This is a genomic window from Rathayibacter tritici (assembly GCF_002932875.1).
Taxonomy (GTDB): domain Bacteria; phylum Actinomycetota; class Actinomycetes; order Actinomycetales; family Microbacteriaceae; genus Rathayibacter; species Rathayibacter tritici.
The window spans coordinates 1-13,090 of the sequence record NZ_PSWS01000040.1; the positions used below are offsets into that span (position 1 = coordinate 1).

The window sequence follows — 13,090 nt, forward strand, 5'->3', positions numbered from 1 at the left end:
CGTGAGGGACGGCGTGTTCAGGGTGGCGGAGGGGTCCGCGGCGGGGCTGTCGCGGGCGGCGATGCGCAGGATCGACGCCCCGGTGTACGGGATGCGGTCGGTCGTGCCCGCCACGGCGCTGGTCGACCGATGCGCAGCGCTCCTCCTCCGTCTCGGCGAGCACGCCTTCGTCTGCGGGCCCACTGCGGCGCTGCTCTGGGGCGCGCCCCTCGACCTTCGCTGGGAGAAGCGGACGACCATCGACGTCGCCGTCGAGGCACCGGCGCGGGCACCACACGCCGCCGGGCTCGCGGGGCGCTCCCTCCGCCTCGGGCCCGGGGACGTCCTCGCCGGCCGCCGCGGCCGGCTGACCAGACCCGAGCGGACCTGGTGCGACCTGGGCACAATGCTCCCGCTCGCCGATCTCGTTGCGGTCGGCGACTTTTTCCTGCATGCCCGACTCGTCGATGCGCTGGGACTCGCGGCAGCCGTCGATCACTACCCGAGTCGGCGCGGCCTGCGCGCTCTGCGGCGGGCGCTGCCCCTGCTCGACGGGCGGGCGGAGTCGCGTCCCGAGTCGCTGGTGCGCGTCGCACTGGTCCTCGCCGGGATCGCCGGTGTCGAGGCGAACGTCGAGATCCGCGACCGGGCGGGCGTGTTCCTCGCCCGCGTCGACCTCTGCATCGCCTGGGCCCGCGTCGTGATCGAGTACCACGGCGACTACCACCGCGTCGAGAAAGGCCGTTGGCGTCGCGACCGCGCGCGGATGGGACGCCTCCGCGCCGCGGGTTGGCACGTCATCGAGCTCACCGCCGACGACCTCCCCGACCTCCCCGCTGTCGTCGCCCTCGTCCGCGCGGCACTCCGTGGGCGGAGAGTGCGGTGAGCTAGGAGTTGAGCGCGGCGTCGACGATCGTGCGCGCCTCGGCCTGGACCTCGTGCAGGTGGTCGAGGCCGCGGAAGCTCTCGGCGTAGATCTTGTAGACGTCTTCCGTGCCGGAGGGGCGCGCGGCGAACCACGCGTCCTCGGTGACGACCTTGACTCCTCCGACGGCCGCGCCGTTGCCGGGCGCCTTCGAGAGCTTCGCCGTGATCTCGGACCCGGCGAGCGTCGTCGCCGCGATTGCGTCGCCGTCGAGCTTGCCGAGCGCGGCCTTCTGCGCCTTCGTCGCCACCGCGTCCACGCGCTCGTAGACGGGGTCGCCGAAGCGCTCGGTCAGCTCGCGGTACAGCGCCGACGGGCTCTTCCCCGTGACAGCGACGATCTCCGAGGCGAGCAGCGCCAACAGGATGCCGTCCTTGTCCGTGGTCCAGACGGTGCCGTCGAAGCGGAGGAAGGACGCGCCAGCCGACTCCTCGCCGCCGAAGCCGACCGAGCCGTCGACCAGCCCGGGCACGAACCACTTGAAGCCCACCGGGACCTCCCAGAGGCGCCGGCCCAGAGACTCGGCCACCCGATCGATGATCGACGAGGACACCAGCGTCTTGCCGATCGCCGCGTCCTCGCGCCAGCCCGTGCGGTGGCGGTAGAGGTAGTCGATCGCGACGGCGAGGTAGTGGTTGGGGTTCATCAGCCCGCCGTCGGGGGTGACGATGCCGTGGCGGTCGGCGTCCGCGTCATTGCCGGTAAGGATGTCGAAGTCGCCGGCGCGCGCGACCACCGAGGCCATCGCGCTGGGGGAGGACGGGTCCATCCGGATCTTGCCGTCCCAGTCGAGGGTCATGAAGCCCCACGCCGGGTCGACCTCGCCGTTGACGACGGTCAGGTCGAGCTCGTACATCTCGGCGATCAGCTGCCAGTAGTGCACCGAGGCGCCGCCGAGCGGGTCGGCCCCGATCCGCACGCCCGCCTTTTTGATCGCGTCGAGGTCGATGATGGTCGCCAGGTCTGCGACGTAGTGCGTGCGGTAGTCGTAGGTTTCGACCGCGGAGGGCTCGGCCGAGGTCACGCCGCGGTTGCCGTCGGCGATGAGTTCGTTCGCGCGGTTCGCGATCCACGTCGTCGCGTCGGAGTCGGCCGGTCCGCCGTGCGGCGGGTTGTACTTGAAGCCGCCGTCGCGGGGCGGATTGTGCGAGGGGGTGACCACGATGCCGTCCGCGCGGTCGGTGTGGGCCGGGTCGTTGTTGTAGCGGAGAATCGCGTGGCTGAGCGCGGGGGTCGGCACGAAGTCGTCGAACTCATCGACCAGCACGCGCACCTGATTGCCCACCAGCACCTCGAGCGCGGTGGTCAGCGCCGGACGCGAGAGCGCATGGGTGTCGGCGCCGATGAAGAGCGGACCGGTGATGCCCTGCTCGGTCCGGTACTCGACGATCGCCTGCGTGACGGCGGCGATGTGGTCCTCGTTGAAGGCCGTGTCGAACGCGGAGCCGCGGTGGCCGGAGGTGCCGAAGACCACCTTCTGCGCCGGGTCGGCGACATCCGGTTTCTTCTCGTGGTACGCCCTGACGAGGGCCTCGACGTCGATGAGATCGGAGGCCTGCGCCGGCTTCCCTGCTTGAGCGGTCATGCCGTCCATAGTGGCAGTACGGCCGCTTCCAGGGGTACCGCGGCTGGCTAGGCTTGCGCCATGCCCGACAGTGTCCCCGAGTCCCGTACGTACAGCTATCTCGGACCCAGCGGCACGTTCACGGAGGCGGCCCTCGCGCAGGTTCCGGAGGCGCGCGGGCAGCTGTGGCGCAGCGTCGCGAACGTGGGCGAGGCGCTGAGCGATCTGGTCACCGGTCGCAGCGACGGCGCGGTCATCGCGATCGAGAATTCGGTGGAGGGCGGAGTGACGGCCGCGCAGGACGCGCTGGCGCGGATCCCGGGGCTGCGCATCGTCGGCGAATACCTGGTGCCGGTGTCATTCATCCTGGTCGGTCGCCCGGAAACGCGGCTCGAGGACGTGCGCACGGTCGCCGCGCATCCGGTCGCCTACGGGCAGTGCCGGGTGTGGCTGGACCGGGAGATCCCCAGCCACGAGCACCTGCCCGCGTCGAGCAACGTCCAGGCCACCGTCGACCTGCTGAGCGGGTCGCCCGCGCAGGCGGCGATCGCTCCGCCCGGCATCCTCACGCACCACGACGTGGCGGTGCTCGCCGAGCGGATCGGCGACAACCTGAACGCCGTGACCCGCTTCGTGCACGTCTCGCGCTCTCACGCGCTGCCCGAGCCCACGGGTGCCGATAAGACGAGCGTGATCGCCGAGCTCCCGGCCGACCAACCGGGTGCGCTGCTGGACATGCTGGAGCAGTTCGCGACCCGCGGGGTGAACCTGAGCATGATCCAGTCGCGGCCGATCGGCGATGCGCTGGGCCGGTACCGGTTCGTGATCGACCTCGACGGCCATGTGCAGGACGAGCGGGTCGCCGACGCGCTGATGGGTCTGCGGCGCTTCAGCCCGAAGGTGATCTTCCTCGGTTCGTACCCGCGCGCTGACCGCCGCCCCGTCACCTCCGTGCGACGCTACGACGACGACGTGTTCCTCGAGGCCCGCGAGTGGCTGCACGGGATCCTCTCCCACAGGCTGGAGGTCGACGATGACCGGAGACGACGATGACGGATCGCGACGATGACTGACGACGGCGAGCAGGTCGATCCGCGGTACGACCCGGCCTTCCAGCGCGGATTCTCCGGCGGAGTGGATCGGCTGCGCGGTGACGAGCGCGCCTTCGCGAGGCCCGGCACGGGTGCGGCCACCGCCGGGTCTCCTCCCGGTGCGGCCGTCGCTCCCGATTCGGCCTCTGCGCCCCCGCATCTGGTCCGCCCCGACTCGTCGGCGGTCCCGCGGCGCATCCTGCCCCTGCCCGACATCGCGGGAGCCGCCGCCGGCCGCCGCTCCCACCGCATCGGCGCAGAAACCGCCTCCGTACCCCTGCCGGAACCGGAAGACCCCGGCCAGCAGGCGCCAGCGGAGCCCGCCCGCGAGGCTCCGCTCCTGCGCAACCCGTGGCTGCTCGTGCTCCTGCTCGCCGGTCTCGCAGGATCCGCGATCGGCCTCGCGCTGCTCTACACGGGCTACTCCTCACCGCCCCCGCCGTACTACGGCGACTCCGACGTGCCCTCGCCGGCGTGGATCCAGCGGCAGCTCCTCTACTACTCCTGCATCCCGCTGCTGGGCTGCCTGCCGGCGTCGCTGCTCCTCGCGGTCGGAGTGGCCGCGCTGCGCTGGCGCGGCGTCGTCGTGCGCCCCCGGGCGGAGGTGTCGGGCGAGGCCGCGCAGCTACTCGAGGCCGGCACTCACACTCCGGTCGCGCCGAAGAGCAGGCCCAGCAGGTAGGTGACCAGCGCGGCGCCGTAGCCGATGCCGAGCTGGCGCAGCGCGCGGGCCAGGGGCGGAGCACCCGAGAGCAGCCCGACAACGGCACCGGTGGCGAGCAGGGCGATCCCGACCAGGAGGCACGCGACGAGGACGGCGCCGAACCCGGTCAAGCCGAGCAGGTAGGGCAGCACCGGGATGATCGCCCCCGAGGCGAAGAAGCAGAAGCTCGAGAGCCCCGCGCCCATGCCCGTACCGACCGACTCGTGCTCATCCACGTCCGGGTCGCCCGCCGGGCCGCCGAGCGTGATCGGTGAGGTGACTGCGCCGCCGCGCAGGCCGGTGAAGACGGAGGCGGCGCGCGCGTCCGCCTGCTCCTGCGTCATCCCCCGCGCGCGGTAGACCAGGGCGAGTTCGTTCGCGTCCACGTCCAGGTCGGGGACGACGCGGTTCGCATCGAGGTCGGGGCTCGAGGCCGAGAGCAGCTCGCGCTGCGAGCGCACCGAGACGAACTCGCCCGCGCCCATCGAGAGCGCGCCGGCCAGCAGGCCCGCGATGCCGGTCAGCAGGACGACGCTCGTCGCGACTCCGCTCGCCCCGACTCCCAGCACGAGCGCGAGGTTGGAGACCAGGCCGTCGTTCGCGCCGAAGACGGCCGCGCGGAAGGTGCCGGAGAGGCGGTTGCGGCCGCGCTCGGCGAGACCGCGGACGACCTCGCCGTGGATCCGCTCGTCGGCGGCCATCGCCTCCGTCGCGTCGTCGTCGTCGGCGTAGGGCGAGCGGGCCTCGGCGCGCTGGATCAGCGCGAGCACGAAGACGGAGCCGAAGCGCCGGGTCAGAAGGCCGAGGAAGCGGGTGCGCAGGTCGGCGCGGGGCGCGGGCTCCGCGGCGGGGCCGAGCAACTCGCGCCAGTGGTCCTCGTGCCGGCCCTCGGCCTCGGCCAGCGCGAGCAGGATCTCGCGCTCCTCGCCGGTGCGGCGGCCGGCCAGGTCGCGGTAGACGGACGCCTCCGCGAGCTCGTCGGCGAGGTAGCGGCGCCAACGGCGCACCTGCGTCGGGCTGGGGGTGGTGCTCGCCATGCGGTCTCCCGGGGTAGGCCCGCCGACCCGCACGAGAGGGGCGGTCAGGACGTGTGTCGACTGACCGAAGGTCTCGTTCGCCCCGGCCGGAACCGGGGTGGCGCGCCGGGCCCGGATCGTCCCGGACCAGCATGTCGACGCGCCTCGTCGTCCGCGCAGGCGGACGGTGGGAACTACTCCCCTTCGCGCAGACCACCGTAGCCGAGATCGCGGGCGGCCGCCCGGTGAGGCGCACGCCGCTGCCGGGGTCCGGCTGTGCCCCGGAGCCTGGGGCCGGCGCTCGCCGGGTCAGACCGACGCGGTCGCGCGGGCGGCCCGGCGCGTCTGGCGCTCGTGCTCGGCGTCCAAAAGCGTGCGCGTCGCCGGCACGGCCAGGAACTCCACCAGGATGTCCGTCTCCTCGACGACCCGCTCGGCGCGGTCGAGTGGGTCCGTGCGCAGGAGGCGGCGGGCGGCGGCCGCGACGTGCGCCGGCTTCGCGGCCAGCGCGCGCACCCGCTCGTCGACGCGGCCGGCGAGGTCGGCGCGCGGCACGACCTCGGTGACCAGCTGCCACTCCAGCGCCTCGACGGCGCGGACCGGGCGGCCCGAGAGCACGAAGTCGAGGGCGCGGCGGCGACCCACGACGCGGGGGAGCGCCGCGGTGACTCCGACGTCGGGAACGAACCCGACGTCTCCGTACGCGCTGAGGAAGAGGGCCGCGGGTGTCGCGATCACGATGTCCGCCGCGAGGGCGAAGGCGATACCGGCGCCCGCGACCATGCCGTCGATCGCGCAGACGACGACGGCGCGGCTGTCCTCGAGCAGGCGGATCACCTGGGCGGTGGTGGTCGCGACGTCGCGCAGGTAGTGATCGGGGTGCTCGGAGCCCATGATCGCCGAGATGTCGCCGCCCGTGCAGAAGGCGCGGCCGGCCGCCGCGATCACGATGACGGAGCACTCCGCGTCGAGGTCGGCCACGGTGCGCAGCAGCAGGCGCGCGGTGCCGAGGTCGATCGCATTCAGGGCGTCGGGGCGGTTGAGGGTGATCCGGGCGACGGAACCGTCGCGCTCCAGGACGATGCCGGGGGTCGCGTCGAGCAGGGGGGTGGCGTGCATGGGAGAGCCTTCGGGGGAGCGGGATGTCGAACGGGGGGGGCGTTCTCGGGGGGACGTCACACATTCGCAGCCGTCGATGCGATCGGATGTCTCCTCGCGGTCGATGCTCAGCCGAGCCGGGGTGTTCACTCGGGAGGCGGCCCGTCACGGCCCTCCTCTACACTGCTGGGGTGATTGATCCCGTACTTCTGCGCGAGAACCCGGATATCCTCAAGCGCTCGCAGCAGGCGCGCGGCGACTCCGTCGACCTGGTCGACGACGCGCTCGAGGCCGACCGGGCGCGCCGTGCGGCGATCACCGAGGCGGAGCGGCTGCGTGCCGAGCAGAACGCCTTCGGCAAGACCGTCGCCCAGGCGCCGAAGGACGAGAAGGCGGCCCTGGTCGCCCAAGCGCAGCGCCTCGCCGCCGCCGCCAAGCAGGCGCAGCAGGAGGCCTCGGATGCCGACGACGCCTTCACCGTGCTGGTGAAGCGAATCGCCAACCCGATCATCGACGGCGTCCCCGCGGGCGGCGAGGACTCGTTCGAGCTCGTGAAGACCGTCGGCGAGCGCCCGATTTTCGACTTCATCCCGCGCGATCACCTCGAGCTGGGCGAGCTGTTGGACGGCATCGACATGCAGCGCGGAGCCAAGGTCAGCGGCGCGCGCTTCTACTTCCTCAAGGGCCTCGTCGCCCGCCTCGAGATCGCCCTGATGAACCTCGGGCTCGAGAAGGCGCTCGCCGCAGGCTTCACGCCGCTGATCACGCCCACGCTGGTGCGCCCGGAGATCATGGACGGCACCGGCTTCCTCGGCGAGCACGACGACGAGGTGTACCGCCTCCGCGACGATGACCTGTACCTCACCGGCACCAGCGAGGTCGCCCTCGCCGGATACCACGCGGACGAGATCCTCGACCTCTCCCGTGGCGCGAAGCGCTACGCGGGTTGGAGCACCTGCTACCGCCGCGAGGCCGGCTCGGGCGGACGCGACACTCGCGGCATCATCCGCGTGCACCAGTTCAGCAAGCTCGAGATGTTCGTCTACACCCTCCCCGAGGAGGCGGAGGCGGAGCACGCTCGCCTGCTCTCGTACCAGGAGGACATCCTGCAGAGCCTCGGGCTGCACTACCGCGTCATCGACACGGCGGCCGGCGATCTCGGTCAGAGCGCCGCGCGCAAATTCGACGTCGAGGCCTGGGTGCCCACGCAGGAGACCTACCGCGAGCTGACCTCCACCTCCAACTGCACCACCTTCCAGGCCCGCCGCCTCGACACCCGCTACCGCACCGAATCGGGCAAGACAGCTCCGGTCGCGACGCTCAACGGCACCCTGGCGACCACCCGCTGGATCGTCGCGCTCCTCGAAACCCACCAGCGGGCCGACGGCTCGGTGTTCGTCCCCGAGTCGCTGCGGCCCCACCTCGGTGGCCTCGAGGTGCTCGAGCCCGTCTCGTGAGCACGCGCTCCTCCGGCCGCCGCCTCGTCGCCCTCGACATCGACGGCACCGTCATGCACGAGGACGGCACCATCACCCGCGCGGTGACGGACGCGATCACCCGCGTGGCCGCGCAGGGCGACGAGGTCATGCTCGCCACTGGGCGCTCTCCCGTTGCGACCCTGCCCGTCGTCGAGCGGCTGGGCATCTCACCCGAGTTCGTGATCTGCTGCAACGGAGCCGTGACTCTCCGCCGTGACGCCTCCGGCACGTACGTCCCCGAGGCCGTGGAGACCTTCGACCCGTCGGATGTCCTCGAGACGATCCGCCGCTCCCTTCCCGCCGCGCACTACGCCATCGAGGACGCGGACGGCGCCTTCTTCTCCACCGAAGCGTTCCCCGGCGGCGCCGTGATGGGCGCCGAGACGGCCCGCGTCCCCTTCGAGGATCTGCTCGGCCGGCTGTGCACCCGCGTGGTCGTCATCTCGCCCGAGACCGGCATCGACGCCTTCGCGGCCCTGATCGAGGAGATGGGTCTGCACCAGGTCAGCTACGCGATCGGCTGGACCGCCTGGCTCGACCTCGCCCCGCACGGCGTCAACAAGTCCACCGCGCTCGAGGTCGTTCGCGAACAGCTGGGCATCGAGCGGAGCGACGTGGTCGCGCTGGGCGACGGCCGCAACGACATCGAGATGCTCACCTGGGCCGGCGCCGAGGGTTCGGGCCTCGCGATGGGCCAGGCGCCCGACGAGGTGCGCGCCGTGGCGTCCGCCGTGATCCCGTCTGTGCACCAGGACGGCGTGGCGGTGGCGCTCTCGGCGCTGCGCTGAGGCGGGGCGCTGCGCAACGAAGGCTGTGGGGCGGCAGAAGCCGTTACCGCCGCCGATCGGGGCTCACGGCCTTCGTTGCGACGGAGCCCGGCGCGCGCCGTCCACCTCCGACTCGCCCGGTGGCCCCCGCCAGGCGGTTACTATCGGGTGTCGCTCCTGCGGGAGCGGCGAGGAGGGCTGTCCGAGCGGCCGATGGAGCCAGTCTTGAAAACTGGTGGGCAGAGATGTCTCGTGGGTTCGAATCCCACGCCCTCCGCCGGTAAAAAGCCCTGGTCGGAGGATCGATCACTCGGCGAGCAGTGGCAGGAGCGGAAGCTCGTCCTCGTCGGATCGTGCCATCTGCGTGCCATAGCGGGTGTCAGAACCACCCGCGAGGACCGCGTCAATGCCCGCCGCGATGACCTGTCCGCGCTCGGCGCCGACGTGCTGGTGGAGAATCGCCGCCTTCGCCGTCCGGTGCCCCGCGCGGTCCATCAGCTCGCGCAGGGTCGCCCCCGCCTGGGCTGCCGCGGTGAGCCCGGCGTGCCGGATGTCGTGCGGGTGGAACTGTGTCAGGCCGAGCGCTGTCGTCGCCTTCCGCCACTGCCACTGGATCTGACCGCGGGAGATTGGTCGTGACCGTCCGTGAAGCTCCGGTCTTCGTCGGCGACGAAGGGACGCCGACCTCGTTCGCCGCGGCACTCTAACGGGCATGGTCGGCCCGCGACACCCGACCGCTGCTCGACGGAGAGGTCGCGTATGGTGGCGGTCATGTCCGACATTGAAGACGAGGCCGTCGTCCCGTTCTCCATCGACTGGTCGGCGCGGCAGGGTATGGCGCCGACGTACTGGAACCAGATCCTCATCCAGCCGGGTGTGCCCGTGCTTGACCGCCAGAACGATGGCGCCTACCTGACGTTCGGGCACGTTGCACCGCCGTACGTTCCCGACGAGAGCGCCGCAGCGGGAATGTCTGACGCCGAACGAGTGCTGAAGGTGGAGCCGATCGTGTCGCTTGTGTGCTCGCGGGAGCGGATGATCGAGCTGTATTACGTCATCAGCAACTACCTGAACCTGACCGAGCCGCCCAGCGAGCCGGAGACTGAAGAAGAACCATGAACACCTTCGCTTTGAAGGCAGCGACCGCCGTCGCGATCTCGGCGTCCGCTATCACCTACTCGCCCGCGAGCGCAAAGTTCTCGGACCTCTACCCCACGCAGGACGCCGCGCGCGGTCCGTTCGCGTCAGGAGCGATGTCTTCTGGCTCCAAGCTCGGGATGAGTGTGCGAGCTGCCACGAACAAGGCCGTCGACACCCACGGAAGCCAGGGCTACTACTGGACTGCTGCGTGGCAGCGCGAGGAAGGCATCGCACTCCGTGAACTGCGTAGCGGTGAGTACCAGGACTTCGAGTCCGCGGAGGACCTGATCGCCTGGCTGAACGAGCCCGACGAGTGAGCCACGCTTTCCGCGTTACGCCGAACTTCAAGAAGGTCCTTGGCAAGAAGCCGAAGCACATGCGTGAGGCGGTCGAGGAGTGCATCCGGCAGCTCGCGGAGAACCCTCGTCACCCTGGCCTTCACACCCACAAGATGAAGGGCTTGAAGGAAGCGGTCTTCGAGGCATACGTCGACAACGGTAACCGCGTCACCTTCCACTGGGACGAGGGGCGGATCGTTCTTCGGAACAACTGCAACCACGACATGCTGTACCGAAATCCCTGAATCGCTGGACAGAACTTCAAGGCGCCCTCTCGCCACTCCTTCGGGAACGGCGAGGGGGCGTTTTTGTGTTCCACGAGGGTGGGGCCCGAGTTGCTGGCGCCGATCGTGCCATGCGCGTGCCATTACGAGCGGGTATGGCCCGAGATTGGCCGAGACGGGAAGGGACGACATCCGCGCCGTTCTGCGGATCGCACTGTCATCTCGGGGCGAACTTCGGCCCGCTGACCTGACTCGATAACTGGTGGGCAGAGATGTCTCGTGGGTTCGAATCCCACGCCCTCCGCTTTACAGCCGTGTCGCCGCCCGGCCGGCCGCGTGCCGGCCGGCACGCCCGTCTAGACGCCGCAGCCTCCGACCGGGAACCGGTCGCTCTGCGACACGGAGACCGCCTGCACGACGTCGGAGGCGCCGTCGACCCGGAACCAGATCCGCCGTCCCCGGTCGTCGTCGATCGCGTAGCCGGGCTCGTCGGACAGGGTCTGCCAGGTCGTGAGCTCGGGGTAGGCAGTACGGAGCTCGGCCGCCGAGGAGCCGATGGTGATCCCCTCCGCCGTCGCGGGGAGGGTGCCCGGTGCTTGCACGCCGCCGTCGGCCGCCGGGTCCCACACGCTGACGAGGGCCACCGTCGAGCCGGACGGGTCCGCGTCGACCTGGATCCAGGCGTTCCCGTCGCCGGGCAGGTTGCGGTGGTCGGAGGGGCACTCCCCGTCTTCGATGGGAGCGAGGCCCGTCGCGTCCAGGGCGGCGGTAGCCTCCGGGAGCGCGGCGCCGAGGGTGAGGGGCCCCACTCCGTCGAAGCCGATGATCCACGAGGCCACGCCGCCGTCGGCCGTGCTCGGCGTCGGCCCGGGCACGTCCGGAGGTGTCGGCGTTGAGGCCGGGATCGATTCCGGAGCAGCCTCCTGCGGTGCGGCGGTCGTCGGGCCCGTAGATGCGCGGCCAGTCGGAGCCGGAGAGGCGGTCACTCCCGCCCCTGCGGCGCCGGCACCAGGGTCGAGGGTCGAGCCGATCAGCACCCCGGCGCCGACGAGGACAACCGCGGCCGCGACCGCGCCGACCACGAGGCCGACCCATCGTCCGCGGCGGGGTCCGTCTTCTCGCATGCCCTCGTGAGCGTTCTCCGGAGCGGGCTGGTCGTTCATCTCGCGTCCTTTGCGGGGTGGTGCTGATCCGCCGACGTCGACTCGAGCCGATCCGCTCACCCCTCCCGGATCCGGCAGTCGAACTTTAGCGCTCGGCGCAGGCGAATCGGCGACCGGCACGAGCGAGCCGAGGAGCCCCGCCTGGCGCGCGGGGACGGAGGCCCGCCGCCTTCCCTTCGGATCGCGCCACCCCTCTGTATAGGATTGCGGGATGCCCGCGCTCGATACCAGGGCCTCACCTTCGCACCACTGACGCCTCGACACCGGGAGACGGATGCGCCGCACGGGCCCTACGACACAGACTCGCGACACTCCGCGTGCGCCTCGGCCCTTCGTCCGCCACGGCCGCCAGAAACGGCACACTCTCGGGCGGACCCTGGTGAAGGGAGCCGCTCTGGTCGGCGGCGTCGGCCTGGTCGCCTCGGTGTCGGTGATCGCGCTCGCGGCGAGCCTGCTCGTGGGGTCCGTGCAGCCCTCGGTCGACCTGCACCCGGGCGCCGGCGGGTCCAGCATTCAGGCCGAAGGTGCTCCGGAGATCGGCGCGCTGGAGGGCGGTTTGAACGTCCTCGTCGTCGGCAGCGACTCGCGCAAGGGCCAGGGCGAGGCTTACGGAGACCCCGCTGAGGAGACGAGTGTCCTCAACGACGTCAACATGCTGATGCACGTCTCGGCCGACCACAGCAACGCCACCGTGGTGAGCTTCCCCCGCGACATGTACGTCGACATCCCCGAGTGTGCGAACGCGGTGACGGGCGAGACAATCCCTGCTCGATACGACACCAAGATCAATGAGGCGATGGGCAAGGACGTCAGCCTCGGCTGCGTGGCGGGTGTCGTCGAGGATCTGATGGGCGTTCGGGTTGACTACGGAGCGGTCGTCCAGTTCAACGGCGTGATCGAAATGTCGAACGCAGTCGGCGGAGTCGATGTCTGCGTCGCGACCGAGATCGCCGACCCCTACACCAACACCTACCTTGAGCCGGGCGTGCACTCGCTCAAGGGGATGGCCGCACTGCAGTTCCTCCGCAGCCGCCACGGCATCGGCAACGGCAGCGACCTCACCCGTATCAGCAACCAGCAGGTGTTCCTCTCGGCGCTGGTGCGCCAGATCAAGAGCGCGGACACCCTCCTCAACCCGGTCGCGCTCTATGGGCTCGCGAAGGCGGCGCTGGGCAACATGACGCTCTCGACCGGGCTCGACAACGTGAACACGATGGTCCAGATGGGGCTGGCACTGAAGGACGTCGACCTCGCGGACGTGGTCTTCGCGCAGTATCCGACCGGGGCGACCCCGAGCGGAGTGGAGCCGGACCGCGCCGCGGGCGACGTCCTGGCGAACGCGCTGCAGACCGATCAGCCGATCGCGATCACCGGCGGGACGGGCGCCGGCGCGACCGTGGAGGGCGAGGCAGCCGCTCCCGACGGCACCGCTGCTCCGTCCGGACCGGCGACCGCCGACCCGCTCGCGACAGCGGAGGCGACACCGGGCGCTCCTGCAGTGACTCCCGAGGGCGGATCCAAGGTTGCCCTGCCAGACTCGGTGACCGGCCAAAGTGCCGACCAGCAGACCTGCTCGGTCGGATTCTTCGGCTGAGGCGAGGGCG

Annotated in this window: 14 protein-coding genes and 1 tRNA gene; 10 read left to right on the top strand and 5 right to left on the bottom strand. The window is 71.1% G+C overall.

The features are described 5' to 3' along the window. Positions 1-103 precede the first annotated feature (103 nt). Positions 104-865, top strand: coding sequence for an endonuclease domain-containing protein (locus tag C5D07_RS06140; protein ID WP_211286353.1), 762 nt, complete (start codon positions 104-106; stop codon positions 863-865). Position 866: 1 nt separating this feature from the next. Here C5D07_RS06140 and pgm read toward each other — a convergent pair whose 3' ends face one another. Beyond that, positions 867-2,489, bottom strand: a complete 1,623-nt coding sequence (gene pgm / locus C5D07_RS06145) for a phosphoglucomutase (alpha-D-glucose-1,6-bisphosphate-dependent) (RefSeq protein WP_104258978.1) — start codon at positions 2,487-2,489, stop codon at positions 867-869. A 60-nt stretch (positions 2,490-2,549) separates the two neighbouring features. On the opposite strand from pgm, the gene pheA reads away from it, so the two are divergent. Next, positions 2,550-3,521: a prephenate dehydratase gene (gene pheA, locus C5D07_RS06150; RefSeq protein WP_104258953.1), complete on the top strand. Its 972-nt coding sequence runs from the start codon at positions 2,550-2,552 to the stop codon at positions 3,519-3,521. Between the two features lie 12 nt (positions 3,522-3,533). Beyond that, positions 3,534-4,241, top strand: coding sequence for a hypothetical protein (locus C5D07_RS06155; RefSeq protein WP_104258954.1), 708 nt, complete (start codon positions 3,534-3,536; stop codon positions 4,239-4,241). On the opposite strand, the gene C5D07_RS06160 is transcribed toward C5D07_RS06155, so the two are convergent. Beyond that, the gene (locus C5D07_RS06160; protein ID WP_068251353.1) at positions 4,202-5,299 is read right to left on the bottom strand and encodes a VIT1/CCC1 transporter family protein; all 1,098 of its coding nucleotides are present in this window, start codon (positions 5,297-5,299) and stop codon (positions 4,202-4,204) included. The genes C5D07_RS06155 and C5D07_RS06160 overlap by 40 nt on opposite strands. Positions 5,300-5,587: 288 nt before the next feature. After that, on the bottom strand, positions 5,588-6,397 hold the full coding sequence (locus C5D07_RS06165) for an enoyl-CoA hydratase/isomerase family protein (protein WP_068251355.1): 810 nt from the start codon (positions 6,395-6,397) through the stop codon (positions 5,588-5,590). A gap of 170 nt (positions 6,398-6,567) precedes the next feature. Between C5D07_RS06165 and serS the strand changes: the two genes are divergently transcribed. The 3 genes from serS to C5D07_RS06180 all read left to right on the top strand — a co-directional run bounded on the left by serS (position 6,568) and on the right by C5D07_RS06180 (position 8,898). Further along, on the top strand, positions 6,568-7,833 hold the full coding sequence (gene serS / locus C5D07_RS06170) for a serine--tRNA ligase (RefSeq protein ID WP_068251357.1): 1,266 nt from the start codon (positions 6,568-6,570) through the stop codon (positions 7,831-7,833). Further along, positions 7,830-8,642, top strand: coding sequence for an HAD family hydrolase (locus tag C5D07_RS06175; protein WP_249028185.1), 813 nt, complete (start codon positions 7,830-7,832; stop codon positions 8,640-8,642). The genes serS and C5D07_RS06175 overlap by 4 nt, the downstream gene beginning before the upstream one ends. A gap of 171 nt (positions 8,643-8,813) precedes the next feature. Next, positions 8,814-8,898, top strand: a tRNA-Ser gene (locus tag C5D07_RS06180). Between the two features lie 29 nt (positions 8,899-8,927). Here the strand turns inward: C5D07_RS06180 and C5D07_RS16245 are convergent. Beyond that, positions 8,928-9,335 (bottom strand): tyrosine-type recombinase/integrase, encoded by a 408-nt coding sequence (locus tag C5D07_RS16245; RefSeq protein ID WP_104258955.1) that lies wholly within the window; start codon positions 9,333-9,335, stop codon positions 8,928-8,930. 57 nt (positions 9,336-9,392) lie between these two features. Between C5D07_RS16245 and C5D07_RS06190 the strand changes: the two genes are divergently transcribed. The 3 genes from C5D07_RS06190 to C5D07_RS06200 are packed head-to-tail and all read left to right on the top strand — an operon-like array spanning position 9,393 to position 10,344. Beyond that, the gene (locus C5D07_RS06190) at positions 9,393-9,740 is read left to right on the top strand and encodes a hypothetical protein (RefSeq protein WP_146076693.1); all 348 of its coding nucleotides are present in this window, start codon (positions 9,393-9,395) and stop codon (positions 9,738-9,740) included. Next, complete coding sequence (locus C5D07_RS06195) at positions 9,737-10,078, top strand: hypothetical protein (RefSeq protein ID WP_068251364.1); 342 nt, start codon at positions 9,737-9,739, stop codon at positions 10,076-10,078. Before C5D07_RS06190 ends, C5D07_RS06195 begins: the two co-directional genes overlap by 4 nt. Next, positions 10,075-10,344, top strand: a complete 270-nt coding sequence (locus tag C5D07_RS06200) for a hypothetical protein (protein ID WP_084415771.1) — start codon at positions 10,075-10,077, stop codon at positions 10,342-10,344. The genes C5D07_RS06195 and C5D07_RS06200 overlap by 4 nt, the downstream gene beginning before the upstream one ends. A 335-nt stretch (positions 10,345-10,679) precedes the next feature. Here C5D07_RS06200 and C5D07_RS06205 read toward each other — a convergent pair whose 3' ends face one another. Continuing rightward, positions 10,680-11,486 carry a hypothetical protein gene (locus tag C5D07_RS06205; RefSeq protein WP_068251367.1) on the bottom strand — a complete coding sequence of 269 codons (807 nt, stop codon included), beginning with the start codon at positions 11,484-11,486 and terminating at the stop codon, positions 10,680-10,682. Positions 11,487-11,865: 379 nt separating this feature from the next. On the opposite strand from C5D07_RS06205, the gene C5D07_RS06210 reads away from it, so the two are divergent. Further along, entirely contained in the window at positions 11,866-13,080 is a 1,215-nt protein-coding gene (locus C5D07_RS06210; protein ID WP_249028186.1) for an LCP family protein, read from the top strand. Positions 13,081-13,090 lie beyond the last annotated feature (10 nt).

Coding starts and splice junctions, on each gene's coding strand:
- C5D07_RS06160 (WP_068251353.1), bottom strand. CDS start 5,299: ATGGCGAGCACCACCCCCAGCCCGACGCAGGTGCGCCGTTGGCGCCGC.
- C5D07_RS06205 (WP_068251367.1), bottom strand. CDS start 11,486: ATGAACGACCAGCCCGCTCCGGAGAACGCTCACGAGGGCATGCGAGAA.
- C5D07_RS16245 (WP_104258955.1), bottom strand. CDS start 9,335: ATGCCCGTTAGAGTGCCGCGGCGAACGAGGTCGGCGTCCCTTCGTCGC.
- C5D07_RS06195 (WP_068251364.1), top strand. CDS start 9,737: ATGAACACCTTCGCTTTGAAGGCAGCGACCGCCGTCGCGATCTCGGCG.
- pheA (WP_104258953.1), top strand. CDS start 2,550: ATGCCCGACAGTGTCCCCGAGTCCCGTACGTACAGCTATCTCGGACCC.
- C5D07_RS06165 (WP_068251355.1), bottom strand. CDS start 6,397: ATGCACGCCACCCCCCTGCTCGACGCGACCCCCGGCATCGTCCTGGAG.
- C5D07_RS06190 (WP_146076693.1), top strand. CDS start 9,393: ATGTCCGACATTGAAGACGAGGCCGTCGTCCCGTTCTCCATCGACTGG.
- C5D07_RS06155 (WP_104258954.1), top strand. CDS start 3,534: ATGACTGACGACGGCGAGCAGGTCGATCCGCGGTACGACCCGGCCTTC.
- pgm (WP_104258978.1), bottom strand. CDS start 2,489: ATGACCGCTCAAGCAGGGAAGCCGGCGCAGGCCTCCGATCTCATCGAC.